Origin of the sequence: Streptomyces sp. NPDC026589 (assembly GCF_040638385.1) — a bacterium.
Classification (GTDB): Bacteria; Actinomycetota; Actinomycetes; order Streptomycetales; family Streptomycetaceae; genus Streptomyces.
This window is the reverse complement of the sequence record NZ_JBEZYG010000015.1, coordinates 50,680-75,761: the sequence shown is the minus strand read 5'-3', so window position 1 is coordinate 75,761 and position 25,082 is coordinate 50,680. Positions and strand designations below refer to the sequence as shown.

The window sequence follows — 25,082 nt, the reverse complement described above, 5'->3', positions numbered from 1 at the left end:
TCGTGTCCCGGCTACTTCGTGGCGCCGGCCAGGCCCAGTGCGTACTCCGGCCACCAGGCGCCGGCCTTCGGGCCGCCCTTGCAGTCGCCGTCGGACTCGCCGGGTCGCTTGATCCACAGGTAGGCGTCGACCTGTTCGTCGCCGGTCCGTGTGGTCGGGGCCTCGCCCAGCGCGCGGCCCGGGGGGTTGCACCAGCTCTCGGCGGGGTCGCCGCCCGTGTAGGGGCCGTTGCCGTTGCGGCTGGTGTCGATGACGAAGGGCTTGTTGCCGATCTTCTCCGACAGCTTCTTGCCGAACTCCGTGGAGACGGCCGTCGTCTGGAAGTTGGAGACGTTCAGCGAGAAGCCGTCCGCCTCGGCGATCCCGGCCCGCTGGAGCGGCTGGTACAGGGCGTCCGGCGACTGCCAGCCCGCGTTGCCCGCGTCCAGGTAGACCTTGGTGGCGGGCTGCTGCTTCAGCCGCTGGATCGCGCCCTTGAGGAGGTCGTACCGCTCCTCGTGGAACTCCTGGGGGGTGCAGCCGTCGACCAGGTGGAGCAGGGCGTCCGGCTCCAGGATCACGGTGGCGCCGCGGTCCCCGATGCCCTTGGCGACGCCGTCCAGCCAGGCCCGGTAGGCGTTGCCGTCGGCGGCGCCGCCCTTGGAGAACTGGCCGCAGTCGCGGTGCGGGATGTTGTAGAGGACCAGCAGGGCGTCCCGGTCGACGGCGGCCGCCGCCTCGGTGACGCCCTTGACCTCGGCCTCGGGGTTGTCCGGGCCGATCCACTCGCCGACCGGCTGCCGCGCTATCTTCCGGATCAGCTCGGCGTTCTTCTCGTCGCCGTCCTCGCTGTACGCGGCGACCTGACGGGCCGCGTTGCCCTCGGGGTTGACCCAGTACGGATCCTTGTCCTTGGGCTGCTGCTCGACGGTCGGCGCACTCTTCTTCCCGTCGCCCTCCCCGTCACCGGAGCATCCCGCCAGCAGCAGGGCCGCTCCGAGCGCCGCCGCCGTACCGGTCGTCCGCAGGCCCGCCGCGCGCCCGCGCGTCCGGGACCGGCCGGTGTAACTGCCGTACATCCACTCCCCCTTGGGTGCACTGCCTGCACTGTCGCTCACTGGGGACCGTCCCCGCACGCGCGGGGACCCCTGCTCACTGGTTGCACCGATGTGTGCTGCCGGTCCGATCCATCCTGGCACAGCCGCCGGGCACCCACGCTCCCACCCGTACAACGGTCACACCGGGGCACTGGTTCCGGACATCCTGTTCCAAAGCCGGTCATCCGTGCGACGGTTCCCCCTACAGTGGCGGGCACCCGGGCCCGGCCCACCCCTCGCCGCACCGACCTCCCGTACCGCGCCGGGCGACTCCCGCGGCCGGGCGCACGCGGTCGAGGACCGGCCCGGCCCGCACGCCCCACGAGAGGCGGCCGGCCGGGCCGGGTTGACCGTGTGCCGCGCGACGTGTGGTGCGCGTGGTGCGTGTGGTGCGTCGGGTCAGCCGCGGCTTCCGTGGCCCACGGCCTGTACGCGCTCCCCGCCCTCCCCGGCCTCCTGCGCGTCCTGCGCGCCGGTGAGGTAGGCGGAGACGACCACGTTCGCCGTGTAGGAGCGGGTTTCGTGGTCGTACGTTCCGCCGCAGGTGATCAGCCGCAACTCGGCCCGGCCGTCCTCGCGGGGTCCGTACGCCTTCCGCGCGTCGAAGCGTTCGCGGGTGACGAGCTGGACGTCGTCCACGGTGAACTCCGCGACGCTGCCGTCGGTCCGGGCGACCTCGATCCGGGCCCCCGGCTTCACCGCGCTCAGCCCGTAGAAGACCGCGGGCTTGGTGTCGGTGTCGACGTGGCCGACGAACAGGGCCGCGCCCTTCGCGCCGGGCCGGGTGCCGTCGCCGTACCAGCCGGCGGTCTTCGGCATGCCGTACGGGGGCGGGTCGATGGCCCCGTCCCGGTCGAGGCCGCGGGTGATGACGGGGGCCGAGATCCCCACGGAGGGGACCTCGACGCGTTCGGGGGGCGCCCCGTCGAGCGGTTCGTGGGCCGGGGGCAGCTCCGCCCCGAGGGGGCGGCCGACCGCGGCCACATCGCCGGTGGTGGGCCCCGACAGGCCGCCGAGCCCGCCGCCGGCCTCCCGGCCCCAGATCCACAGGCCGAGCAGCAGCACGGCCCAGGTCACTCCGGTGAGCAGTCGCCCGTTGCCTGTCGGGCGGTCCGGGGCTCCCATGTCAGTTGCCGGCCGGGCCGCGGCGCCGGCGCGAGGTGCGCAGGGCGACGGCGACGGCCGCGACGGCGGCGAGCACCAGACCGATCACCGCGTGCCGGGTGCCGGGGCCCTCGGCCTCGGTGGACCGTTCGGCGAGGGTGGCGGCTCCTCCGCCGCCCGCCTTGACGGGTGCGGCGGGCGAGGGGCGGTGGTGGTGGACGACGGTGAGGGTGCCGGTCGCCTTCCCCCGGCCGTCCTTGCACGTCACCCAGACGTCGTAGGAGCGGGGTTCGGCGTCGTCCCGGATCCTGGCCTCGGCGAAGAGGCCCTGGTCGTCGGCGGGGCGGAAGCGGGCCTCCGCGGAGAAGGCGTCGGAGTTGCCGGTCGCCTCGCGGCCCTTGCCGCAGACATCGACCCACAGCTCCACCTTCCCGCCCGGGGCGATGGTGGACGGGGTGACCGAGACGGTGCCGGTGCGCCGGTCGTCGTCACCGGCCGGGGCGGCCGGGGATGCCAGAGCGGCGGGTACGGGCACGGCTATGAGCGCGGCCGCCGCTGCGGCACAGAACGTGAGGGGCATGGAACGCATCGTGAACCTCCTACGGGAAGGTTCACGCCTGCGGCGGCGGCCCGCATCCGCAGTCCTCCATTCGAGCGACGTCAGGGCGGCGGCTCCGAGGACGGTTCGGACGCCGGTTCCGACGCCGGTTCGGACGCCGGTTCGGACGCTTGCGGATGCGGTCCGCGCAGGTCAGCGGCTGTCCGGCTACGCGGCCCCGTCCGCCTTGGCCTTGCCTGCCTTGTCCGTCCTATCGGCCTCGCCCGCCTGCTTCCCCTGGTCCACCTGGTCCGGCAGGTCGATGAGGTCCACCAGGTCGGCGATGGACTCGACGACGTGCGAGGGGCCGTACGGGTAGCGGTCGATGTCGGCGACGGACGTCAGCCCGGTGAGGACCAGGAAGGTCTGCATGCCCGCCTCCAGGCCCGCGAGGACGTCGGTGTCCATCCGGTCGCCGATCATGGCGCTGGTCTCGGAGTGCGCGCCGATGGCGTTGAGACCGGTCCGCATCATCAGGGGGTTCGGCTTGCCCGCGAAGTACGGGTCCTTGCCGGTGGCCTTGGTGATGAGGGCGGCGACCGAACCGGTGGCGGGCAGCGGGCCCTCGGCGGACGGGCCGGTCTCGTCGGGGTTGGTGCAGATGAAGCGGGCGCCCGCGTTGATCAGCCGGATCGCCTTGGTGAGCGCCTCGAAGCTGTACGTCCGGGTCTCGCCGAGCACCACGTAATCCGGGTCGTGGTCGGTGAGGACGTACCCGATGTCGTGGAGGGCGGTGGTGAGACCGGCCTCGCCGATGACGTACGCCGTGCCGCCGGGGCGCTGGTCGTCGAGGAACTGGGCGGTGGCGAGCGCGGAGGTCCAGATGTTCTCCACGGGCACGTCCAGGCCCATGCGCTTCAGCCGGGCGTGCAGATCGCGCGCGGTGTAGATGGAGTTGTTGGTGAGGACGAGGAAGGGCAGCCCGGAATCCCGCAGCCGCTTGATGAAGGCATCGGCGCCGGGGATGGGGGTGCCCTCGTGGATGAGGACGCCGTCCATGTCGGTGAGCCAGGATGAGATGGGCTTGCGCTCTGCCATGTGTCGGGACTCCTGCCGTACGCACTGCGTGCTGGGGGTGCCCGGACCACGCCGTCCCGGCACCCCCAGCATAATTAGGCGGCGGTGACCTTGACCCCGTCGATCACCCAGTACCAGTTGTTGCTGCCGGTGTAGTGGAACCGGAAGCTCACGTTGGCGGCCCCGGACGGGACGTCCAGGGTGAGCGACTGGGGCTGGGAGATCACGTCGGACGTGTAGCGCTTCACCTCGACGGGCGTGCCGCCGTTCCAGGAGGCGAGGACGCGGGCGCTCTGGCTGCCCTCCTGCCGGTAGAGGGTGGTGAAGCCGAGCGTGACGGTGGACGTGCCGCCGACCGCGTACGCCGGGGTGACGAGCGTGGAGTCGTACGGGCCCGACGAGGCCTTGTCGGCCCACTCGTCGGAGTCGGCGACCGCGAAGATCCCGCGCGAGCGGACGTTCAGCTCACGGGACTGGTCGCGCTGGCCGCGGCTCCAGAACTCGTCGGTGGCGAAGGACCAGCCGCGCCACTCGGCCACTCCGCCGGTGCCCATCGCGGAGTTCACGACCGACCAGCCGCTGGGCGCGGTGTGGGTCCAGCCGAGGACGCCGGCCGGGATGCCGGTCTCGTCGGCGCGTGCGGCGAGGGAGGGGTACAGGTCCTCGAACGGGTCGGTGGAGCGCTGCTGGATCGGCTTGCCGTCCAGGCCCCACGCGGGGTCGGGTGTGATGCCGAGCTGCTTGAAGACGGTGGCGGCGACGTCCACGAGGCGGGTGTCGGCGGGGCGGGCGCCGGCCGCGATGCCGGGGCCCTGGGCGAGGACGAAGGTGCGCCGCTCCTCGATCGCGCTGCCGCCGTGGCCGCCGGCGTCGGTGTGGCCGTGGTCGGTGGTGACGATCACGGTCCAGCGTTCGGTGGCGTAGGAGGGACGGGACCTGATCGCGGCCAGGAGGCGGCCGAGGTAGCCGTCCTGGACGTCGATCGCCGCGCGGTACGCGGCGCCGGCCGCACCGGAGTTGTGGCCGGCGATGTCGGTCTGGCCGAAGTAGACGAAGAGGACGTCCGGGTTCTGGTTCCGGAGGATCGACTCGGTCCCGGCGGCGATGGTGGCGTCGTGGCCGGTGTAGCCGTCGGCGTCGCCGTCGAGGACGAGCTTGGCGTCGGCGCCCGGGGTGACCGTGCCCTGGGCGTCCAGGGGCTTCCAGTCGACGGCCGCGTAGGTGGAGAGCTGGGGGCGGACCTGGGCGAGGCGGGCGAGGAAGCCGGGGTACTTCCCGTAGTTCTTCCCGGCGAAGGAGTTGTCCTTGACGCCGTGCTTGTCGGGCCAGACGCCGGTGGAGATGGTCGACCAGCCGGGGCCGGAGGAGGTGGCGGCCATCGGATCGGCGTACAGCAGGGAGGTGCCGTACGTCCCGTTCGCCATCATCGACTTGAGGTGCGGGGCCTTGGCGGCGGCGATGACGTCGTGGCGCAGCCCGTCCATGCCGACGACGAGCACCTTGTCCTCGCTGGTGCCGTCGGGGAGGGTCGGCGCGGCGTGCGCGGGGGTGGCGGTGGCGAGGGAGCCGCCGACGGCGGCGGTCGTGGCCGCGGCGGCGGTGGTGGCGAGCACGGAGCGGCGGGACAGGGACCGGGACACGTGATCCTCCTGGGAGGGGGCGGGTCGGACGGGGCTGGGCGTGAACTGCCTACATGAACTGCCTACGCGAACTGCCTTATGAAGCTTCTGGACCTTCTGGCACCTCTGGACCAGACCCGTTACCTTCGCGAGACCAGGGGGCCGAGTCCAGACCTTCGCAGGAATCCGTGGCGGGGAGGTGGCCGGTCAGCTTCCGGTGGCCGACTTCCAGGCGTCGATGTACGTGTCCAGGTTGGCGCCGATGTCCGCCCAGTCGGGCTCGAAGATCTCCACGCCCTCCATCAGCCGGGCCAGTTCGACGGCGTTGGCGTCGGTGGCCTCGATGTCCTTGCGGGCGGCGAAGCCACCGCCGACCGCGCTGACGTCGCGCTGGGCCTGCTCGGAGAGCATGAAGTCGAGCAGCTTCTTGCCGTTCTCGCTGTGCGGGCCCTTCGCGACGAGGCCCGCCGCGTACGGCAGGGCGAAGCTGGTGGGCTTCCCGTCGCCCTTGGCGGGGAACCAGATGCCGAGGTTGGGCATGTCCTTGGACTGGGCGAAGTTCATCTGGACGTCCCCGTTGGCGGCGAGGAGTTCCCCCTTGTCGACCTTGGGGGCGAGCTTGCCGGTGGAGGCGGACGGGCCGACGTTGTTCGTCTGGAGCTTCTTCAGGTACGCCATGGCCGGCTCCTGCCCGCCGAAGTCGTGCATCGCCTTGATGAGGACGGCGGTGCCGTCGCCCGCGACGCCGGGGGTGGAGTACTGCACCTTCTCCTTGTACGACGGGTCGAGCAGGTCCTCCCAGGTCCTGGGCGGGCTCTTCAGCTCCTTCTTGTTGTGGATGAACCCGAAGTAGTTGTTGACGACGGACGTCCACTTCCCGTCGGCCGCCCGGTCGGCGCCGTCGACCTGGTCGGCGCCCTTCGGCTCGTAGGCCGTGAGGAGGCCCTTGGCGTCGGCCTGCTGGATGAAGGGCGGCAGGGTGACGAGCACGTCGGCCTGGGTGTTGGACTTCTCGCGGACGGCGCGCTGCACCATCTCGCCGGAGCCGCCCTCCACGTACTTCACCTCGATGCCGGTCTTCTTCTCGAAGTCCTTGAAGACCTTGTCGTACCAGCCGTCGCCGTTCTCGCCCTTGAGGCCGTCGGCGCTGTAGACGGTGACGGACTTCTCGTCGGACGCGGCGGAGGAGCCGCCGCAGGCGGTGAGGGTGACGGCGGCGAGGCCGGCCATGGGGAGGGCGAGAGCACGGGCACGGGCACGGTTGTGGTTGCGGTTGTGGTTGCGGTTGCGCATGGGGTTTCTCCAGGGGGAGTACGGGGTGGGGATCAGCGGTAGGAGGCGCGGGTCCGGATGCGGGAGACGGCGGCCAGGACGAGGAGCGTCGCCGTCATCAGGACAACGGCGAGGGCGGCGCCGGTGAAGAGCGAGCCCCGGTCGGTGGCGGCGAAGATCTGCACCGGCAGCGGGGTCCAGTCCGGCGGGTAGAGCATCATCGTGGCGCTCAACTCCCCCATGGACAGGGCGAAACAGAGCCCGGCGGCCGAGGTGAGCGAGGGCAGCAGGAGCGGCAGCCGGATCCGCCACAGGACCCGGGCGGGGCTTGCCCCGAGGCCGGCGGCGGCCTGTTCGTACATCGGGTCCAGACGGCGTACGGCGGCGGAGACCGACTGGTACGCGAACGCGGTGACGAGGACGGTGTGGGCGAGGATCACGATCCAGCGCGTCCCGTTGAGCAGCACGGGCGGCTGGCTGTAGGCCACCAGCACCGCGAGGCCGACGACCACCGAGGGGACGGCGACCGGCAGGATGAACAGGGCGTCCAGGAGCCGCTTTCCGCGCTTACGGAGAGAGGCGGCGGCGAGAGCGGCCCAGCCGCCGAGGGTGAGCGCCAGCACGCTCGCGGCCACGGCCGTGACCAGGCTGGTGGTCAGCGCCTGGAGGGAGTCGCCGCTCGTCGCGGCGGAGTAGCGCTCGACGGTGGGCCCGGAGGGGAAGGCGCCCGACCAGTTCGTGGCGAGGGACGCGGCGAGGATGACGAGCAGGGGCACCGCGAACAGCGGGACGAAGAGGAGGAGGAAGGCGGCCCAGGTGGCCCACTTCCCGGCCCGGCTATGCACCAGCACGACGGCTCACCACCCGGTAGAGGCTGTAGAGGCCCACGGAGATCGCGATGTTGACGACGGCGACGACGCAGGCGGCCGGGTAGTCCGACTCCAGGATCGCCTTGCTGTAGACGAGCATCGGCAGCGTCGTGACGTCCTTCGCCCCGGTGAACAGGACGATCCCGAACTCGTTGAGGCACATCACCAGGACGAGGCTGCCGCCCGCCGCGAGGGCCGGGAGCGCCTCGGGCAGGATGACCTGCCGGATGATCCGGACGGGCCCGGCGCCGAGCGAGGAGGCGACCTCCAGCTGTCCGGTGTCGAGCTGGGAGAACGCGGCGAGCAGCGGGCGCATCACGAACGGCGTGAAGTAGGTGATCTCGGCGAGCAGGACGCCCCAGGGGGTGGTCAGGAAGTGGAAGGGCCCCTCGGCCGCCCCGGTGACGTCGGTCCAGAGCCCGTTGGCCATCCCGACGGAGCCGTAGATGAACAGCAGGGCCAGGGTGATGAGGAAGGACGGGAAGGAGAGGAACACGTCGATGAACCGGGCGACCGCCTTCCCGCCGGGGAACGGGACGAACGCGATGATCAGCGCGAGGACGAACCCGAGGACGAGGCATCCCACGGTCGAGCCGACGGCGAGCCACACGGTGGTGGTGAGTGCGTCGCGGAAGACCTCGGAGGCGAAGACGTCGGCGTACGGGTCGAGCGAGACGCCGCCCTCGTCGGGGGTGACGGACTGCTGGACGACGAGGGCCAGCGGGTAGAGGAACGCGACCGCGAGGACGGCGACGGGCGGCAGTGCCCAGACCCAGGCGGGGACGGAGCGGGACCGCGCGGGGGCGGGGGCGGGGTCCGGTTGCCCGGGGCCCGTCGTCCGCTTCCGGTCGAGGACGGCACTAGCCACCGGGCACCACCCCCGCCTTCTCCCGCGCCGACGCGGGGCTCGTGTGGCGGGTCGCGCCGGCGGCTCCTGCCGCTGATCCTGCTGCTGCTCCTGCTGCTGCTCCTGCTGCTGCTCCTGCTGGTCCCGCCGCTCCTGCTTCTTCCGCTGTTCCCGCTGTTCCCGCTGCTCCCGCCGTTCCCGCCGGGAGCAGCACGGCGTCCTCGGCCGCGAAGTGCAGGGTGACCGGGTCGCCGATGGCCGGGGGATCGCGCAGTTCGCGGAGGTCGGCCATGAGGCGGTGGCCGTCGACGTCGGCGTGGACGCGGTGGGTGGAGCCGCGCCACTGGACCTCGGTCACGCTGCCGGTGAGCGCGTTGGGCCCGTCGCCGAGGCCGACCAGGTGCGGCCGGACGCAGAGGGTCGCGGTGGCTCCGGGGGCGGCGGTGTCGGTGGGGACGGCGAGCGCGTGGCCGCCGAACTCGACGGCTCCTTCACCGGTGACCGTGACCGGGAGGAGGTTGGCGTTGCCGACGAACGAGGCGGTGAACTCGGTGCGCGGGCGGCGGTAGAGCTCCTGGGGGGTTCCGCAGTCCTGGAGCCGGGCCCGGTCCATGACGGCGATCCGGTCGGCGAGGGTGAGGGCCTCGACCTGGTCGTGGGTGACGTACAGGATCGATACGTCCGGCAACTCCCGGTGCAGCCGGGCCAGTTCGGCGAGCATCCCGGAGCGGAGCCGGGCGTCGAGGGCGGAGAGCGGTTCGTCGAGGAGCAGGACGCCGGGGCGGATGGCGAGCGCCCGGGCGATGGCGACGCGCTGCTGCTGGCCGCCGGAGAGCTCGCGCGGGTGGCGCTCGGCGTACGCGGCCATGCCGACGAGTTCGAGGGCCTCGGTGACCCGGCCGGGGATCTCGGCCTTCGGGGTGCGGTGGGCCTTCAGCCCGAAGGCCACGTTGTCCTTGACCTTGAGGTGCGGGAAGAGGGCGTATTGCTGGACGACCATGCCGATACCGCGCCGGTGCGGGGGCAGGGCGGTGACGTCCCGGCCGCCGAGGAAGACCCGCCCCGAGGCCGGGCGGACGAACCCGGCGACGGCCCGCAGGGCGGTGGTCTTGCCCGAGCCGGACGGCCCGAGGAGAGCCATCACCTCGCCGGGTTCGACGGTGAGGTCGAGCCGGTCGAGGACGACGTTCCCGCCGTAGGCGACGGTGACGCCCTCGAAGCGGATGCCGCTGGGGGCGGCGGGGGCCGGGGCGCTCATGCCTCGGCCCGCGCGATGAGGTCGGGCAGCTCGGCGACGGACCCGAGCACGTGGGTCGCGCCGTGCCGGGTCAGCTGGTCCCGGTCGTGGGCGCCGGTGAGGACCCCGGCGACGATCCCGGCGCCGGAGCGTACGCCGCTGAGCATGTCGTACGAGGTGTCGCCGGCCACCACGGTCCGCCGGACGTCGTCCACGGCTCCGGTGCGCAGGAAGGAGGCCAGCACCATGTCCGGGAAGGGCCGGCCCCGGCCGCCCGCGTCGGCGGGGCAGAGGGTGAGCGGGACGAGGTCCTGCCAGCCGAGGGCGGCGAGGATGGCGTCCTGGGTGGTGCGGGCGAAGCCGGTGGTCAGGACGACGGTGCGGCCCTCGGACGCGAGCCGCTCGACGGCCTCGCGGGCGCCGGGGACCGGGGCGATACGGCCGCCGTCGACGAGTTCTCCGTACGCCTCCTCGAAGGCGATGTTGGCCTGCTGGGCCTTCCCCTCGCCGCCTTCGCCGCCTTCGCCCTCCTCGCCGTGCTCGCCGTGCTCGCCGGCGAAGAGGCGCCGGAAGACGGTGATCTTGGATTCGCCCATGGTGGCGCGCACGTAGGCGAGTTGGCGGGCGTGCTCATCGGATCCAGGGCGCACGCCGAGGCGTTGGGCGGCTGCGGAGAAGGCCTGCTCGACGAGTCCGCCGTCGGCGACGGTGGTGCCGGCCATGTCGAGGACGACGAGGCGGTAGGGGTCACGCGTGATGTCGGTCGGGGAAGTCATGTGGTTCACCAGCCCAGTTGGTCGGCGGTCGTTTCGGCGATGGCGGGCGAGCACGTCATGCCGCGCCCGCCGGGCCCGGTGACGAGCCAGACCCCGTCGGACACCTGCTGCCGGTGGACGACGCGTGAGGTGTCGGTGCACTGGGCGTAGACGCCCGCCCAGCGGTGGCGGACGCGCGGCAGAGGGCGGCCGAGGAAGGCCTCGACGACCCGGGTGAGGTGCTCGTAGGGCTCCTCGACGGTGTCGAAGGCGAAGGGGTGCTCGTACTCGTGGGTGTCGCCGATGGTCAGCCCGCCGTCGCGGCGCTGCACCATGAGGAGCTGCATGCGGTGCTCGGCGGCGATCGGGTCCTGGGCCTGTCCGGCGTTGAGGGCATCGAGCGCCTCGCCCCGGTAGGCGGGGTAGTAGCGGAAGCTGTCGGCGTCGGCGACGGAGGTGGTGAGCGGTTCGCCGAGCGGGTCGGTCTGCATCATCTGGAGGCGGACGCGGCGCACGGGCAGCTCGGGCCCGGCGAGCTCCCGGACCAGCCCGCCGAGCCAGGCACCGGTCGCGAGGATCACGGCGTCACCGGTGTGGACGTCGCCGTGGTCGTCGCGCACGGAGGCGGCCCCCACGACGTCACGCACCTCACGGCCGGCGAGGTAGGTGTACCGGTCGGAGGCCAGCAGGTGTTCCTTCAGGGCGAGTTGGGCGGTGCGGGGTTCGACCGCCGCGTCCCGCTCGCACCACAGGGCGGCGGTGAACGCTCCGCGCAGGGCCGGGTTGAGCGCCCGGGCCTCGTCGGCGGTGAGCAGCTTGTAGCCGCGCGCCGCCGCGTCGGGCCGGGCGACGGCCGCCTCGGCGACGGCGACCTCGCGTGCGGTGCGCAGCGGGGTGAGCGAACCGCAGGCCCGGAAGCCGAGTCCGGGCACCCGCTCCCCGAGGGCCTCCCACAGCTCGCGGGCGCGCAGGGCGGTCTCCAGCTCCTCGCCGCCGGCCCGGCCGCTGACCCATATCTGTCCGAAATTGCGGAGCGATGCCCCGCGCGCCTCGCTCTCGCGCTCGATCTGTACGACCTCGTGGCCGCGGCTGACTGCGTGCCAGGCGTGCATGGTTCCCACCACGCCGGCTCCTACGACGATGACTCTCACGACGGCCACGTTCCTCGGGACGGGTGTCCCGCACGCATCCGTTCACCGACGGGACGGTGAACGACCCCGCAAGTTTGGACCAGACCCGTTACCTTCTCGTGACCTGGAAGGGGATCGGGCCGCGTGGTGAAGCAGGCAACGGCCCCTCCTCTCAGCTCCGCTCCTCGCCTCGCAGACGGGCGGAGAAGGAGAAGCGGTCGCCCCGGAACAGGGTCCGCACGCGCTCCAGCGGCCGGCCGTCGGCGTCCCGGGAGAGCCGGTGGATCAGGAGCATCGGCAGGGCGGGCGGGGTCCCGATGAGCAGGGCCTCGCGGGGGGTCGCGAGCACGGTCTCGATCCGCTCGTCGGCGTCGCCGAAGGCGATCTGGAGGCGGTCGCGCAGGTAGGCGTAGAAGGAGGAGTCCGGGTCGAACTCCGTGTCCAGGTCCGGGACGCGGGCGACACCGACGTACGTGCTCTCCAGGCCGACGCGCTCGTCGTCGGCGAGCAGCACCCGCTCCAGGTGCCAGACCGGCGCGCCCCGCTCGACCGCGATCTCGACGGCGAGCGCCTCGGGGCAGGGGAAGCGGTCCAGGCCGATGAGGTGGCGGCCGGGCCGTCGGCCCTGGCGGCGGACGCCCTCGGTGTAACTGGCCAGCGAGAGCGGCTGCTCCAGCTTGGGTCCGGCGACGACCGTCCCGCGCCCCTGACGCCGCAGCCGCCCTTCCAGGAGGAGTTCGCGCAGGGCCTGGCGGACGGTCTCGCGCGCGACCTCGTGCCGCTGGGCGAGCTCCCGCTCGGTGGGCAGGAGCCCGCCTTCGCCCAACTCGTCCAGCAGCACCGCGATACGGGCCTTGACCGCGTAGTACTTCGGGATACGGCCGTGCTCGGGGATGCCGGAGCGGATCGGTGCGCCAGGTGCCTGGTCGTTCGGGTAGTCCACGGCCCGATGGTTGCAGACGCGGGTGAACGGGCGGCGTTACGGGCTCCGCCGCTGCCGGTCAGTCCGAGGCTCGGCGGAAGCGGCGGGCATGCCACACGAGGGCGGCCCCGCCGAGCAGCAGCGCCCCGGCGACGGCCCCGGTCCAGGCCAGTGACTCCGGGCCGGTGCGGGCGAGTTCGGGGAGCGGGCGGCCCGGGCCGTCGCGGGGCGGGCGTCCGGGGCCGTCCTCGTCGGCGCCCCTGCCCTCCTCCCCGGCTCCGGGGCGGGTCGGCGGCCGGGGGCCGGGGTCGCGGTCCGGGGACGGGTCCCGGCCGGCGCCGGGGTCCGTGCGGGTGCCGTCGCCCGGTTCGGCGCGTTCCGGGTCGGCGGGATCCGGGTCGGCGGGATCCGGGTCGGGGCGTTCCGACCGGGGGCTCTCCGGCTGGCGGCTCTCCGGCTGGCGGCTCTCCGGCTGGCGGCTCTCCGGCTGCGGGCGCTCGGACCGGGGCTGTTCCGGTTCGCGGATGCCGCCCGTGGCGCCGTCGACGATCACGAAGGGGTAGTCCTCCGACTCCCCCACCCATTCGCCGTCCTCGCGCCCGCCGCCCTTGGCCTTGTCCTGATGGCGGCGCTGGACGACGGCGGCGTGGGCGGTGACCGGGCCGGGGGCGGTGTCGGAGGTGAAGGCCATCCGGACGCGCACGGAGACGGTCGCGCCGGCGGGAACGGTGAACCCGAGGAACGCGTCACCGGAGGAGTCCGCGCCGGAGCCATCGGCATCGGCATCGACATCGACATCGACGTCGGGGCCTGCGCCTGCGCCTGCGCCTGCGTCCGTGCCCGTGCCCGCGTCCGTGCCCGTGTCACTCGATGTCCCCACCTCGCCTTCCTCCCCACCCTCCGCCTTCTCGCGCCGATCGTCCGGCTCGCCGCCGAAGACGCCGATCTGCTCGTCGCGGTCGGTGCGCTCCCAGGTGACCCGGTGCTCGATCCCGGGGCGGCCGGGCTCGGAGAACTCCAGCTGGATCTGGTCCGACGTCAGCCTGCGGTCGCGGTCGGCGAGGACGAGGACCGGGTGCAGGGCCCGACAGGACGTGTCGGTGGTGTTGGTGAGGTCGAGGAACCAGGTGCCGTAGCCGCCGCCGGAGGCGTATCTGTCCGGGGCGTCCTGGATCCGGGTCTCGATGGGGAAGTCCTTGGCCTCCCGGTCACCGCAGACAGGCTGCCGGTCGGCTGCCAAGGAGGCGGGCACGGACGCGGCCGGCAGGGCGGCGGCGGCCTGCGGACCGCCCAGGAGCGCGGCGGGCACGGTGATCCCGGCGGCCAGCCCGAGGGCGGCGAGCGCACGGGCGTCACGCAGCCGTGCGCCGGAGGTGGGGGGCATGGAGGTCACCCTTCACTGCTCGCGGACGACCGGGGCGGGGGCCTCGGTGGTGGCCTCCGACACCACCACGCGCGCGCGGACTCAGAGAGTCGACATGCCGACTTGATTCATAGGATCACCCGACTGCGCCTCCGCGTCGTTCCCTTCCTTGCTTCCCCGCCTCGTCCCCCCACCCGACTCCTCTGTCCGGCTCCCCCGACTCCCCTGTCCGGCTCCCCCGACCCCCTGCTCGCTTCCCGGCCCGCGGCCCGACTCCCCACCCGGCCCACGCCCGACCCGCCCGAACACCGGCGCGAGCACCAGTTGCGCAGCGCCCTCCGCGACCGGCCGGTCACCGCCCCGGGCGACCGTGACGGTCACCCCCGTGCCCGCCCCGCCCCGCGCCGCCCGCTCCTCGATCACGGCCCGGACGCCCCGTACGTACGCGTCCTCGTCGGCGGCCACCACCCTGCCGCCCAGGACCACCCGGTCGATGCCGAGCAGGCCGACCAGGTTCGCCGCGCCCGTGCCCAGGACCCGGGCGGCGTCCCCCCGGTCGCCGCGCGCCTCGGCGGCCAGGCACAGCGCCTCGATGCAGCCGCGTCCGCCGCAGCCGCAGAGCGGGCCGTCCAACTGGAGGGTCTGGTGACCGAATTCGCCCGCCCCCGTCCGCGCGCCCCGGTGCACCTCGCCGCCGAGGACCAGGCCCGCGCCGAGCCCCGTACCGAGGTGGAGGTAGGCGAAGTCGCCGCGCGGCTCGTCGAGGGAGAGGGCCAGGGCGAGGGCGGCGGCGTTGGTGTCCTTGTCCAGCACCACCGGCAGCCCGGTCCGTTCGGCCAGGGCGGTGCGCAGGGGGTACCCGTCCCACTGCGGGAACCCGGTGACCCGGCGCAGCACGCCGTCCCGGTGGTCCAGCGGGCCGGGCACGGCGACGCCGACGCCGAGCACCGGTTTGTGCGGTTCGGCCGCGCACAGGTCCCGTACCGCGTCCGCCGCGTCCGCGAGGACCCGGTCCGCCGGAGCGCCGAGGTCGAGCGGCGCACGGGTGACCGCGACCGGCCGGCCCGCGAGGTCGACCAGGACGGCGGTGAGCCCGTCGCGGTCCAGGTGCAGCCCGACGGCGAACTGCGCGTCGGGGACGAGCCGCAGCACGGTGCGCGGCTTGCCGCCGGTGGAGGGGCGCAGGCCCGCGCCGGCGGCGAGCCCGTCCTCCCGCAGCCGGGCGGTGATCTTGCTGACGGCCTGCGGGGTGAGGCCGGTGCCCTCGGCCAGCTCCAGCCTGCTGATGCCCTCCGCCCCGGCGGCCCGCAGCAGGTCCAGCACCAGCGCGGCGTTGTGGTGACGCAGGGCCGGCAGACCCACCCCGCCCTGGGCCTTCGTGCGGGTCCCGTTCACGGTTCGCTCCTCTTCACCGCCCCATTGTGCCGGTCGCTTGCACTTTGGCAACAGCGTTGCTTAAGTGGAATGCATGACCCCCAACGCCCCCAACGCCACCGACGCCACCGACGCCACCGGCACTCCCCTCCGCGTCGCCCTCGTCGGCTACGGCCTGGCCGGCTCCGTCTTCCACGCCCCGCTGGTCTCCGCGACCGACGGGCTGGTCCTCGACACGGTCGTCACGTCGAACGAGGAGCGCCGGGCCGAGGCCCTCGCCGCGTTTTCCGACGTCCGCCTCGCCGCCTCGCCGGACGAGCTGTGGGAGCGCGCCGACGAGCTGGATCTCGTCGTGATCGCCACGCCGAACCGGACGCACGTCCCGCTGGCGACGGCCGCGCTGAAGGCCGGGCTGCCGGTGGTCGTGGACAAGCCGGTCGCCGGGACGGCCGCCGAGGCGCGCGAGCTCGCGGCGCTCGGCGAGGAGCGCGGGCTGCTGCTCTCGGTCTTCCAGAACCGCCGCTGGGACAACGACTTCCGCACCCTCGCCGGGCTGATCGCCGAGGGCGAGCTGGGCGAGGTGCAGCGCTTCGAGTCCCGCTTCGAGCGCTGGCGGCCTCAGCCGAAGGGCGGCTGGCGCGAGTCGGGCAACCCGGAGGAGATCGGCGGTCTGCTGTACGACCTGGGCAGCCATGTCGTCGACCAGGCGCTGGTGCTGTTCGGCCCGGCGGTCCAGGTGTACGCCGAGTCCGACGTACGGCGTCCCGGCGCGGCGGCGGACGACGACACCTTCATCGCGATCACCCACGCGTGCGGGGTCCGCTCGCATCTGTACGTCAGCGCCACCACCGCCCAGCTCGGCCCGCGCTTCCGGGTGCTGGGGTCGAAGGCGGGCTATGTGAAGTACGGCCTGGACCCGCAGGAGGCGGCCCTGCGCGAGGGCCTGCGCCCGGTGGCCGGTGAGCCATGGGGCGAGGAGGATCGGGAACTGTGGGGCCGCCTCGGCTCCGGCGAGTCCCCGCTGACCGGCGGCGGCGCCCCGGTCCGCACGCTGCCCGGCGACTACCCCGCGTACTACGCGGCCGTCGCCGCCGCCGTACGCGGCGCCGGCCCGAACCCGGTCACCGCGTCGCAGGCGGCCGCCGCGCTGGACGTCCTGGAGGCCGCGCGCCGTTCGGCCCGCGAAGGCGTCTCCGTCACCCTCCTGCCCCACCACGACGAGGACCAGCGGGCGAAGGACCGGCAGGCGAAGGAGCTGCGCGCATGAGCACCGTCTCCCCCACCCTCTCCGAGCTGATCGCCCAGGAGCGCCGGCTCACCCTCCCGCACTTCTCCCACGACGACGCGTTCGCGCTCGGCAGCCTGCTGGTCTCGCTGGCCAGGGAGCGGCACGCACCGGTCGCGATCGACATCCGGCGCGGCGCGCAGCAGCTCTTCCACGCGGCGCTGCCGGGTTCGAGTGCGGACAACGACGCGTGGATCGACCGCAAGCGCAAGGTCGTCGAGCGGTACGGCGTGAGCTCGTATCTGGTGGGCACCCGGTTCCGGGCGAAGGGCACCACGTTCGAGGAGTCCTCGCGCCTGGACCCGGACACGTACGCGGCGCACGGCGGTTCGTTCCCGATCGCGGTGGAGGGCGCGGGCGTGATCGGCACGGTCACGGTGTCCGGGCTGCCGCAGGCCGAGGACCACGCGATGGTGGTCGAGGCGCTGGAGCGGTTCGCGGGGACAACGGGGACCTGAGGAGCGTAAATACGGGCCGGGGACCTGAGGAGCGTACGTACGGGGCCAGGGACCTGAGGGAGCGTACGTACGGGGCCCGGGGGGCCTGAGGAGCGTACGTACGGGGCCGGGGGCCCGGTCACAGCGCCCCCGGCCCGCTCCGGCCTACGCCCCCTTCAGCTCCTGCCGCTGCCGGCCGAGCCCCTCCACCTCCAGCTCCACCACGTCGCCCGCCCTCAGGTACGGCTTCGGTTCGGGCTGCCCCATCGCGACCCCGGCGGGCGTACCGGTGTTGATCACGTCGCCCGGGTAGAGCGTCATGAAGTGGCTGAGGTAGCGGACGACCTCGCCGACCGGGAAGATCTGCTCGGCCGTGGTGCCGTTCTGCTTCAGCTCGCCGTTGACCCAGAGCCGCAGCGGCAGGGCCTGCGGGTCGGGCACCTCGTCGGCGGTGACCAGCCAGGGCCCCAGCGGGTTGAACGTCTCGCAGTTCTTGCCCTTGTCCCAGGTGCCGCCGCGCTCGATCTGGAACTCGCGCTCCGAGACGTCGTGCGCCGTCGCGTACCCGGCGACGTGCGCGAGGCCCTGCTCGGCCGTCTCCAGGTAGCGGGCGGTGCGCCCGATGACGACGGCCAGCTCGACCTCCCAGTCGGTCTTGCGGCTGCCGCGCGGCACCAGGACCGTGTCGTCGGGCCCGACGACGGTGTCGGGGGCCTTGAAGAACAGGATGGGCTCCGCCGGGATCTCCGCACCCGTCTCGGCGGCGTGGTCGTGGTAGTTCAGCCCGATGCACACGATCTTGCCGATGCGCCCGAGCGGCGGGCCGATCCGCAGCCCCGTCGCGTCCAGGGCGGGCAGCACGCCGGGCGTCCCGGCGGCCGCCCGTACCCGGGCGAGCGCGGAGGCGTCGGCGAGCAGCTCGCCGTCGATGTCGGGGACGATCCCCGACAGATCACGCAGAGTCCCGTCGCGGTCGAGAAGTGCGGGGCGCTCGGCGCCCGCCGTACCGACTCGAAGCAGCTTCAACGGTCCAACTCCTCTTGGTCGAGGTGGTGGCCCTCCGGCGGGTTGCGGCCGACGGAGGACTTGGCCGATCGTCCAAGAGTTGCGATCACTCCGCAAGACCTCGTTCACACACTGGACCGGCGTGGTGGGTGGGCCGATTACGCCGCTGTGGCCATGGCACTGCCGGCGACCGGCATGTCGCGGTACAGCCAGGCCCGCTCGACGGCGGTCCAGGTGGTCGTGGTGACGACGTACAGGGCGGCGGCCAGCGGCACGACGGCCACGGTGATCAGCGTGAAGAACGACATCAGCGGCATCACCTTCGCCATGGCGCCCATGCCGGGCACAGCCTGTCCGTCCGGGCCCGCGGCGGGCGTCATCGGGTTGGCGGCCAGCTGCCGCTTGGTGCGTCCGTAGTTGAACGTGGCGACGGCGGTGACGATCGCGAAGAGCCCCAGGTAGACCCAGCCCTGGCCGCCGAACACGCCGCCGTGCGCGAGCGCGTCGTGCCAGCGCCCGCCGAGCGGTGCGCCGAGCAGGTCGTGGCTGAGCAGCGCGTTGGGCTCGCCGCCGATGGAGCTGCTGGAGAACAGGTGGTAGAGCAGGAAGAAAGCGGGCATCTGGAGCAGGCTCGGCAGACACCCGGAGAGCGGCGACACCTTCTCGGCGGCGTGCAGTTCCATGATCGCCTTCTGCATCCGCTCCGGGTTCTTCCCGTGCTTCTTTCGGAGTTCGGCGATCTGCGGCTGGAGCCGGCCGCGGGCCTTCTGCCCGCGTGCGGCGGCCCGCGACAGGGGGTGGACGGCCAGCCGGACGAGCGCGGTGAACAGGACGATCGCGGCGGCGGTGGACGCGGTCTGGAAGAACGGCTGGAGCAGGTCGGCGAGGGAGCCGACCAGGCTCGCGAAAGCGGACATGAAGGCGGACATGGGTGAGCCCTCCGGGGGTCTCGTCGTGCCGGGAGGTACCTGCGAGGAGGTACGGGGTGATCACTCGGCATGACGACCGGCGCGGGGGCACCGCACGCGGAAGAGGCGCGGGGTTCGCTACGCGGCGGCCGTCAGGAGGGCGTGCCCAGGTGCCCGGGGCCGCGTTCGGCCCCGGGCGTCGGGGTCGCGTTGCGGGAGGAACGCGGTGCGCTTCTCCCGGTCCCTGATGGCCGTACGGACCCGGGTGCGGGGCACCGGGGACGCGCAGCGGGCGCTGATGACGGAGCAGGCGAGGAGCGCGGATCCGGCGGCGGCGGTTGCGGCGAGCGCGACGGCCGCGGAGAGGCTGCCGCCCTCGGCGAGGAGGACCTCGGTGAGGAAGAGGACGAGGAGCCCGGCGGGCCGGAGCAGCCGGGCGAAGGCGCGGCGCAGGGCGTTGGCATCCCGCACGGTGTGCACCTCCCGCCCCTTCGTCAGCGCCTCTCCGTGAGGCTCATTGCTGCCGTACGAGGGTGCGTACGGCACTCCATTCGTTATACACGATGATCGGATGCACTATCAGGTGGGCCATCGGATGCGCCATCGGATGCGCTTCGGGCGGCCCGGGCGGCGGCGAGGGGCTCGTCGTCCTCCTCCACCGGGTCATGGGCCAGCACCTCGGCGTCGGGCCGCGGATCCGCGTCGCGGGGCCCGGCGAAGGTGACGGCGAACGCGACGGCCAGATTGGCGGCGAGGGCGACGAGCCCGGCGTTCACGCCCCCCACCGGATCGTTCCCGCTGAAGACGAGGACGCAGACCACCGCGACGCCGACGATCAGCCCGCTGAACGCGCCCCGGAAGGTGAGCCGCCGCCAGACCAGGGCGAGCAGCACCATCGGGAGCAGCTGCGCCATCCCCTCGTACGAGATGAGGGAGAGGCGTACGAGGGTGTTGGGGGCGGTGTACGTGAGGAGCAGCGCGAGGCCGCCCGCGACGACCACGACGACCTGGGCGGCGGACTTCTGCCGCTCGGCGAGACGCGGCACGAGCGACAGCACGCTGCGCCCCCACATCGTCCCGATGACCAGCATGAAGACGGCCATGGGCACGATGGAGGAGAGCGCCGCGGCGACCCCGACGAGGCCGACGGCCCAGGCGGGCAGCGCGTCGACGACCAGCTTGAACAGCGCGAGGTTCGACTCCGCCCCGGCCAGCCCCGGCACCACGAACAGGGCGGCGAGGCCGAGCAGCATCGGGACGAAGAGCAGGACGTTGTACGCGGGCAGGTACATGGCGTTGCGGCGCAGCGCGTCGGCGTTACGGGCCCCGAGGTATCCGGCGACGGTGGTCGGGAAGATGACGACGGTCAGGGAGTTCAGGAACGTGGTGCTGATGAACCACAGCTCCCCGAACCCGCTGCCGCCCCCGTCCCCGCCCCCGCCGCCCCCGTGTCCCGGCAGGGTCAGCCAGTCGCTCTTCTCGGTGACGAGCCGGTCGAGGAAGGGCCCGTACCCGTCGAAGTAGTGCAGCGGGACGTACAGCGCGAGGAACCCGAGGGTGGCGATGACCAGGACGTCCTTCAGCACGGACACCCAGGCGCTGCCGCGCAGCCCGCTGACCACGACGAAGCCGGTGGTGACGGCGAAGGCGACGAAGTAGGCCCAGTTCAGGCTGACGGCCCCGTAGGAGATGACGGAGAGGACCACGCCCATGCCGGTGATCTGGAGCTGGATGTACGGCAGCAGGAAGACGGTGGCCAGCACCGCGACCACCGCGCCGAGCCAGGGCCGGCCGAAGCGGTGGGCGACCATGTCGGTGATCCCGACGAGGCCGTGCCGGCGGGCGTACCCCCAGAGCATCGGCCCGACGACGTACCCGATCGCGTAGCCGCACGACATGTACGCGACGACGTACAGCACGGGCGCCCCGTAGTTGTAGCCCCAGCCGGCGGCCCCCAGATAGCTGAAGCTGGTGTAGCCCTCGCCCGCCATCAGCACCCAGATGAAGACGGGACCCAGACTCCGCCCGCCCACGGACCACTCGGCGAGCCCGCCGCCCTTGCCGCGCCCGCGCAGGGCGAGGAGGCCGAGGGCGACGGTGGCGACCATGAAGACGGCGAAGACGGAGGTGGCGACGGCGGCGTTCACGTTCACGCGCGACCGCCCCGGCGCCGGTCCTGGTCCCGGCGGTCCCCTCTCCGCGCGAGCCACACGGCGGCCGGCGTGAGGAGGGTCGCCCCGAGGAGCCACACGAAGAGGAAGGGCACGCCGAACACGAGGGGGGTGACCCGGTTCACGAACGGCAGCGCACCGAGATACAGGACATAAGGGACGAGCAGCCACAGCAACTGGGGGCGTCGTCTGATCACTCCGAACACCCAGGGACCCTACGCCCCCCGATGCCCGGGGTCTCCGTCACCGCGGGCGCATCGAGGTGAGCTTCCCCCAGACGATGAGCCGGTAGCGGGAGCTGAACTCGGGGGTGCAGGTGGTCAGCGTGAGGTAGTAGCCGGGTGCGCTGTAGCCGACGGAGGTCGTGATGTTGCTGCGCGGCACGGGCGCGATGACCCCGCTGTCCGAAGGGGCGGTCCGCGCGAGGCGTTTGCCGACGGTGTACGTGTAGACGGCGTCCCGGGTCTCGACCGTGATCCGGTCGCCGCTCCGTAGCCGGTCGATGCGCCGGAAGGGTTCGCCGTGGGTGTTGCGGTGCCCGGCGAGCGCGAAGTTCCCGGCCTGCCCGGCCTGCGCGGTGCGGGCGTAGTGCCCGACGTACCCCCGGTCGAGGACCCCGCCCTTGCTGGTGCCCTCCGCGACGGGGGCGGTGAGCCCGATCCGGGGGATGCGCAGCACGGCGTACGCCTGGTCCCAGCGGGGCGCGGACCGGGGACGGGTGGAGGCGTCGGACGCCACCGGCCGTGGGACCGGCTCGGCCTCGGCCTCACGACCGGAGGCCGAAGGCCGGGGGCTCCCCTCCCGCTCACCGGCGTCACCGTCAAAGCCCTCCGGGGCCGGCTCGTCCCACTCCCGCTGGAGGCTCCGCACGGTGCTCCCGGCCTCGGCGCGGGCCTCGCGGTTCGTCCACCACAGCTGATGGACGACAAGGAGGAGGAGCACGACACCGAGGGACACGACGAGCTCGGCCGACACCCACAGCCCCCGGGCGAAGAACCGCGACGCACCGCGCCCGCCGCTTCGCACGGCCGACCGGCTCCGAACCCCTCGTCCCCGTCCCGGCACAGCTCCCCACTCCCGCGGCATCGACGTCACCTCTCCGCTCCGCCTCGGCGCGCACTGCCCCGTACGGCGGGCACGGTCCCGTACGGGCATGAGGCGCACGGCGACCCCGTACGGGCATGGCGCGCACGGTAGGGGCAAACCCCACAACTCTCCAGACTTCTCCCCCTCCTCATCCCCCTTCTCATCCCCGCTCCTCATCCCCCCTTCTCATCCCCGCCCTCTCCTCCACGCCGCCGCCGTCCGGCAGTACCGTGTGGTCCATGCGCCCCGACACGCCTGCCGACCACACCACCGAAGCCGAGCGTCTGCTCCGCACCGCGGCGCAGTACCCCGAGGACCACGAACCGCTGATCCTCCAGGCCGCGGCCCACCTGGAACTCGCGGGCGACCGCGCCCGCGCGAGCACGCTCTACGACGACCTGCTCGGGGCCCCCGAGGCCACCGTCGACAACCCGCACCTGATCAAGTCCCTGAAGGCGGCCAACCTCTGGGAGTACGGCCACGAGGCCGAGGCCCGGGCGATCATCGACGGCATCCGTACCGCGGGCCCGCTGGACGCGGCGCCGTGGCAGGTGGCCGCGGAGACCCTGGAGGCGCACGACGAGCTGGAGTCGGCGCACGACTTCCTCTCTACCGCGCTGACCCTTCTGCTGGCCCCCGGCGAGGAGGTCCCGTACGCCGTCCAGTCCCTGCTGACCGGCCGCCACCGGGTGCGCAGGCTGATGGGCCTGGAGCACGACGCCTGGGACGAGCTGGCCGGCGAGCTGCACACGGCCCCGGTCCCCCTGGACGAGCTCCACGACCCCAAGCGCCTGTGGTCGCTGGGCTCCTCGGACCCGGTCGAGCTGAAGGCCGAGATCACCCGCCTCCGCGCGGAGCTGGGCACCTACCGCACGGCGCTCTCCCGCCCGTTCCCGGTCGCCGTCCTGCACTGGCCCGAGGACGAACTGCGGGAACTGCTCACCGCGTACCCGGCGTTGACCGAGGAGTACGTGGACCGCGCCACGCACCTGGACCGCCTGGAGACCGCGCTCCGGGACCTCCACGCGACGGGCACCCCGAATCTGGGCATCGTCACGGGCACGGTCCCCTCGTACGAGGCGTTCGCCGCCTCCGAGGCCGCGTCCCCGGCCTCCCCGGGCCTCCTCCCCCAGTACGCCACCACCCTCGCCGCCCGGGGCCGAGCCATCCCCTGGCCCCCGTCGCGCACGGCCGCCTGCTGGTGCGGCGGCGGGGAGGCTTATGGGCGGTGCCACGGGGTGTGAGCCCCATGTCCGACGGCTGCGGCCCGGAACCGCGCACGACGGGTGCGGGGTTCCGGGCCGCGTCGTTCGCGAGGGTCGGCCGACGGCAGGACGGGGCGATTCACGCGATGATTCCCGGACGCCGGACCTTTCCCATACGATCACATTTCAACAGTCAACTCAGGGCCGACGTCCCCACACGGGCCCCGTCATGTGTGTGAGGAAGTCTCCATGCCGCCCTATCAGCCTTCCGCGGACTGGCAGTACGAGATCCCGACCGCGGGAAGCAAGCGCCTGCCGCCCGCGGCCCGTTACGTCGAGTCGCTGACGCACCAGGGATACGGCTTCGAGGCGGCCGTCGCCGACCTCGTCGACAACTCCATCGACGCGGGCGCGCGTAACGTCGTGATCAGCTTCCTCCGCGACGACCAGCGGCTCGTGGGACTGCTGGTCGTGGATGACGGCTCCGGCATGAACGACGAGACGCTGGACACCGCCATGACGGTCGGCGGACGCCAGGAGTACGGGGACAGCTCCCTCGGTCACTTCGGCGCCGGCCTCAAGGCAGCCTCGCTCTCGCACGCCGACTCCCTCACCGTGATCAGCCGCACCAGACGCAGTCCGTCGACCGGCCGCCGCTGGCTGACCGCCAGCGCCCGGGCCGACTTCACGTGCGACATCGTCGACCCCCGCTACTGCCAGGCGCTCGTCGACCGCTACGACGGCCTGATCGAGTGGCACGGCACGATCGTCCGCTGGGACCGGGTCCGGTCCTTCGAGACGATCACCGCCGGCCAGGCCGACCGCTTCCTGAACGACGCCATCGAGAAGCTGGAGACCCACCTCGGTCTCCACCTCCACCGCTTCCTGGCCCGCGACGACTTCAACGTCGACATCGTCGTCGAGGACGTGACGACGCGGGAGGAACTCGACCACCGCGGCGTCGAGCCGATCGACCCGTTCGGCTACCGGATCTCCGGCCGGCCCGGCTACCCGCGCACCTTCACCGCCCCGGTGGAGGGCGTCGGCGAAGTCCCGCTGACCGCCCACATCTGGCAGCCGAAGTCCCCGCTGGTGAGCTTCCGGGGAATCGGCCCGCTCGCCGAGCGCCAGGGGTTCTACATCTACCGCAACGACCGGCTCGTCCAGGCGGGAGGCTGGAACAGCACGCGCAGTCCGGAGGGCCACCTCGCCCTCGCCCGGATCGCCGTCGACCTGCCGGCCGAGGCGAACGACGTCTTCAGCCTCACGGTCAAGAAGGACGGCGTAAGCGTCACCCCGGCCTTCGCCCGCGGCCTGGAGCAGGCCGTGGACGGCGCGGGGAACGACTTCGCGTCCTACGTCAAGGAGGCGGAGGCGACCTACCGGGAAGCGGCCCGGCGCGCCACCGAACCCCAGCGCAAGGCGGTCCTCCCCGCGGGCAAGGGCCTCGACCCGCGGCTGAAGCGCACGTTGCGCGACGAGCTGCCCGAACTGGAGGGCGAGGACCCGATCACGTTCCGCTGGGACAGCCTGCGCTCCGACGTGTTCTTCGAACTCGACCGCGAGGAGCGGGTGGTGAAGCTCAACAAGGAGTACCGCCAGGTCTTCAACGGCGGGCGCCGGGGCGGTCTCAACGATGCCCCGGTGGTAAAGAGCATGCTGTACCTCATGGTCAACGAGATCTTCCAGAAGGAACGGGTCCGGGCCACGCACATCGACAACATCGCCCTCTGGAACAGCGTCCTCGTGACGGCCGCGCGCTGCGAACTCGCGCGCTGACCCGTTCCGTCCCGACAGCCCCG

At 72.9% G+C, this 25,082-nt stretch carries 24 protein-coding genes; 4 read left to right on the top strand and 20 right to left on the bottom strand.

The window, feature by feature from the left end:
* Nucleotides 1-11: 11 nt before the first annotated feature.
* From AB0F29_RS25230 to AB0F29_RS25165, 14 genes are all read right to left on the bottom strand, one after another.
* Nucleotides 12-1,058 (bottom strand): glycoside hydrolase family 6 protein, encoded by a 1,047-nt coding sequence (locus AB0F29_RS25230; protein ID WP_361876372.1) that lies wholly within the window; start codon nt 1,056-1,058, stop codon nt 12-14.
* A 417-nt stretch (nt 1,059-1,475) separates the two neighbouring features.
* On the bottom strand, nt 1,476-2,201 hold the full coding sequence (locus AB0F29_RS25225; RefSeq protein WP_361875981.1) for a class F sortase: 726 nt from the start codon (nt 2,199-2,201) through the stop codon (nt 1,476-1,478).
* Nucleotide 2,202: 1 nt separating this feature from the next.
* A complete protein-coding gene (locus tag AB0F29_RS25220) occupies nt 2,203-2,769 on the bottom strand; it encodes a hypothetical protein (RefSeq protein WP_361875978.1) in 567 nt (188 codons plus the stop codon).
* Between the two features lie 177 nt (nt 2,770-2,946).
* Nucleotides 2,947-3,816 (bottom strand): HAD-IIA family hydrolase, encoded by an 870-nt coding sequence (locus tag AB0F29_RS25215; protein ID WP_018958558.1) that lies wholly within the window; start codon nt 3,814-3,816, stop codon nt 2,947-2,949.
* Between the two features lie 74 nt (nt 3,817-3,890).
* Complete coding sequence (locus AB0F29_RS25210) at nt 3,891-5,435, bottom strand: alkaline phosphatase family protein (protein WP_361875975.1); 1,545 nt, start codon at nt 5,433-5,435, stop codon at nt 3,891-3,893.
* A 186-nt stretch (nt 5,436-5,621) separates the two neighbouring features.
* On the bottom strand, nt 5,622-6,644 hold the full coding sequence (locus AB0F29_RS25205) for a 2-aminoethylphosphonate ABC transporter substrate-binding protein (RefSeq protein ID WP_361876369.1): 1,023 nt from the start codon (nt 6,642-6,644) through the stop codon (nt 5,622-5,624).
* A 95-nt stretch (nt 6,645-6,739) separates the two neighbouring features.
* Nucleotides 6,740-7,537: an ABC transporter permease subunit gene (locus AB0F29_RS25200; protein ID WP_361875972.1), complete on the bottom strand. Its 798-nt coding sequence runs from the start codon at nt 7,535-7,537 to the stop codon at nt 6,740-6,742.
* The gene (locus AB0F29_RS25195) at nt 7,524-8,318 is read right to left on the bottom strand and encodes a 2-aminoethylphosphonate ABC transporter permease subunit (RefSeq protein WP_361876367.1); all 795 of its coding nucleotides are present in this window, start codon (nt 8,316-8,318) and stop codon (nt 7,524-7,526) included. Before AB0F29_RS25195 ends, AB0F29_RS25200 begins: the two co-directional genes overlap by 14 nt.
* Nucleotides 8,319-8,415: 97 nt before the next feature.
* Entirely contained in the window at nt 8,416-9,660 is a 1,245-nt protein-coding gene (locus tag AB0F29_RS25190) for an ABC transporter ATP-binding protein (RefSeq protein ID WP_361875969.1), read from the bottom strand.
* Nucleotides 9,657-10,415, bottom strand: a complete 759-nt coding sequence (locus AB0F29_RS25185) for an HAD family hydrolase (RefSeq protein ID WP_361875966.1) — start codon at nt 10,413-10,415, stop codon at nt 9,657-9,659. The genes AB0F29_RS25190 and AB0F29_RS25185 overlap by 4 nt, the downstream gene beginning before the upstream one ends.
* Nucleotides 10,416-10,420: 5 nt before the next feature.
* Entirely contained in the window at nt 10,421-11,545 is a 1,125-nt protein-coding gene (locus AB0F29_RS25180; RefSeq protein WP_361875963.1) for a TIGR03364 family FAD-dependent oxidoreductase, read from the bottom strand.
* A 151-nt stretch (nt 11,546-11,696) separates the two neighbouring features.
* Entirely contained in the window at nt 11,697-12,467 is a 771-nt protein-coding gene (locus AB0F29_RS25175) for a GntR family transcriptional regulator (protein ID WP_361875960.1), read from the bottom strand.
* A gap of 58 nt (nt 12,468-12,525) precedes the next feature.
* Entirely contained in the window at nt 12,526-13,830 is a 1,305-nt protein-coding gene (locus tag AB0F29_RS25170) for a peptidase (RefSeq protein WP_361875957.1), read from the bottom strand.
* Between the two features lie 81 nt (nt 13,831-13,911).
* The gene (locus tag AB0F29_RS25165; RefSeq protein ID WP_361875954.1) at nt 13,912-15,204 is read right to left on the bottom strand and encodes an ROK family transcriptional regulator; all 1,293 of its coding nucleotides are present in this window, start codon (nt 15,202-15,204) and stop codon (nt 13,912-13,914) included.
* A gap of 73 nt (nt 15,205-15,277) precedes the next feature.
* On the opposite strand from AB0F29_RS25165, the gene AB0F29_RS25160 reads away from it, so the two are divergent.
* Together AB0F29_RS25160 and AB0F29_RS25155 are read left to right on the top strand one after the other, a co-directional pair.
* Nucleotides 15,278-16,450 (top strand): Gfo/Idh/MocA family oxidoreductase, encoded by a 1,173-nt coding sequence (locus tag AB0F29_RS25160; protein WP_361875951.1) that lies wholly within the window; start codon nt 15,278-15,280, stop codon nt 16,448-16,450.
* Nucleotides 16,447-16,926 (top strand): heme-degrading domain-containing protein, encoded by a 480-nt coding sequence (locus tag AB0F29_RS25155; protein ID WP_361875948.1) that lies wholly within the window; start codon nt 16,447-16,449, stop codon nt 16,924-16,926. The genes AB0F29_RS25160 and AB0F29_RS25155 overlap by 4 nt, the downstream gene beginning before the upstream one ends.
* A gap of 144 nt (nt 16,927-17,070) precedes the next feature.
* On the opposite strand, the gene AB0F29_RS25150 is transcribed toward AB0F29_RS25155, so the two are convergent.
* The 6 genes from AB0F29_RS25150 to AB0F29_RS25125 all read right to left on the bottom strand — a co-directional run bounded on the left by AB0F29_RS25150 (nt 17,071) and on the right by AB0F29_RS25125 (nt 21,964).
* A complete protein-coding gene (locus tag AB0F29_RS25150; protein WP_361875945.1) occupies nt 17,071-17,931 on the bottom strand; it encodes a fumarylacetoacetate hydrolase family protein in 861 nt (286 codons plus the stop codon).
* A gap of 137 nt (nt 17,932-18,068) precedes the next feature.
* Nucleotides 18,069-18,839: a YidC/Oxa1 family membrane protein insertase gene (locus AB0F29_RS25145; RefSeq protein ID WP_361875942.1), complete on the bottom strand. Its 771-nt coding sequence runs from the start codon at nt 18,837-18,839 to the stop codon at nt 18,069-18,071.
* 117 nt (nt 18,840-18,956) lie between these two features.
* Nucleotides 18,957-19,289: a DUF6412 domain-containing protein gene (locus tag AB0F29_RS25140; protein ID WP_003968911.1), complete on the bottom strand. Its 333-nt coding sequence runs from the start codon at nt 19,287-19,289 to the stop codon at nt 18,957-18,959.
* A gap of 83 nt (nt 19,290-19,372) precedes the next feature.
* A complete protein-coding gene (locus AB0F29_RS25135; protein WP_361876364.1) occupies nt 19,373-20,965 on the bottom strand; it encodes a sodium:solute symporter family protein in 1,593 nt (530 codons plus the stop codon).
* Between the two features lie 2 nt (nt 20,966-20,967).
* Nucleotides 20,968-21,195 (bottom strand): DUF3311 domain-containing protein, encoded by a 228-nt coding sequence (locus AB0F29_RS25130; protein WP_361875939.1) that lies wholly within the window; start codon nt 21,193-21,195, stop codon nt 20,968-20,970.
* Between the two features lie 37 nt (nt 21,196-21,232).
* On the bottom strand, nt 21,233-21,964 hold the full coding sequence (locus AB0F29_RS25125) for a class E sortase (RefSeq protein WP_361875936.1): 732 nt from the start codon (nt 21,962-21,964) through the stop codon (nt 21,233-21,235).
* Between the two features lie 350 nt (nt 21,965-22,314).
* Here AB0F29_RS25125 and AB0F29_RS25120 point away from each other — a divergent pair, with 350 nt between their 5' ends.
* Together AB0F29_RS25120 and AB0F29_RS25115 are read left to right on the top strand one after the other, a co-directional pair.
* A complete protein-coding gene (locus tag AB0F29_RS25120; protein ID WP_361875933.1) occupies nt 22,315-23,319 on the top strand; it encodes an SEC-C domain-containing protein in 1,005 nt (334 codons plus the stop codon).
* 210 nt (nt 23,320-23,529) lie between these two features.
* Entirely contained in the window at nt 23,530-25,059 is a 1,530-nt protein-coding gene (locus AB0F29_RS25115) for an ATP-binding protein (RefSeq protein ID WP_361875930.1), read from the top strand.
* Nucleotides 25,060-25,082 lie beyond the last annotated feature (23 nt).

Bases quoted from the DNA above. Each gene is read 5' to 3' on its own strand.
- AB0F29_RS25185 (WP_361875966.1), bottom strand. From the start codon at position 10,415: ATGACTTCCCCGACCGACATCACGCGTGACCCCTACCGCCTCGTCGTC.
- AB0F29_RS25205 (WP_361876369.1), bottom strand. From the start codon at position 6,644: ATGGCCGGCCTCGCCGCCGTCACCCTCACCGCCTGCGGCGGCTCCTCC.
- AB0F29_RS25220 (WP_361875978.1), bottom strand. From the start codon at position 2,769: ATGCGTTCCATGCCCCTCACGTTCTGTGCCGCAGCGGCGGCCGCGCTC.
- AB0F29_RS25225 (WP_361875981.1), bottom strand. From the start codon at position 2,201: ATGGGAGCCCCGGACCGCCCGACAGGCAACGGGCGACTGCTCACCGGA.
- AB0F29_RS25230 (WP_361876372.1), bottom strand. From the start codon at position 1,058: ATGTACGGCAGTTACACCGGCCGGTCCCGGACGCGCGGGCGCGCGGCG.
- AB0F29_RS25170 (WP_361875957.1), bottom strand. From the start codon at position 13,830: ATGCCCCCCACCTCCGGCGCACGGCTGCGTGACGCCCGTGCGCTCGCC.
- AB0F29_RS25155 (WP_361875948.1), top strand. From the start codon at position 16,447: ATGAGCACCGTCTCCCCCACCCTCTCCGAGCTGATCGCCCAGGAGCGC.
- AB0F29_RS25190 (WP_361875969.1), bottom strand. From the start codon at position 9,660: ATGAGCGCCCCGGCCCCCGCCGCCCCCAGCGGCATCCGCTTCGAGGGC.
- AB0F29_RS25160 (WP_361875951.1), top strand. From the start codon at position 15,278: ATGACCCCCAACGCCCCCAACGCCACCGACGCCACCGACGCCACCGGC.
- AB0F29_RS25215 (WP_018958558.1), bottom strand. From the start codon at position 3,816: ATGGCAGAGCGCAAGCCCATCTCATCCTGGCTCACCGACATGGACGGC.
- AB0F29_RS25120 (WP_361875933.1), top strand. From the start codon at position 22,315: ATGCGCCCCGACACGCCTGCCGACCACACCACCGAAGCCGAGCGTCTG.
- AB0F29_RS25145 (WP_361875942.1), bottom strand. From the start codon at position 18,839: ATGTCCGCCTTCATGTCCGCTTTCGCGAGCCTGGTCGGCTCCCTCGCC.
- AB0F29_RS25115 (WP_361875930.1), top strand. From the start codon at position 23,530: ATGCCGCCCTATCAGCCTTCCGCGGACTGGCAGTACGAGATCCCGACC.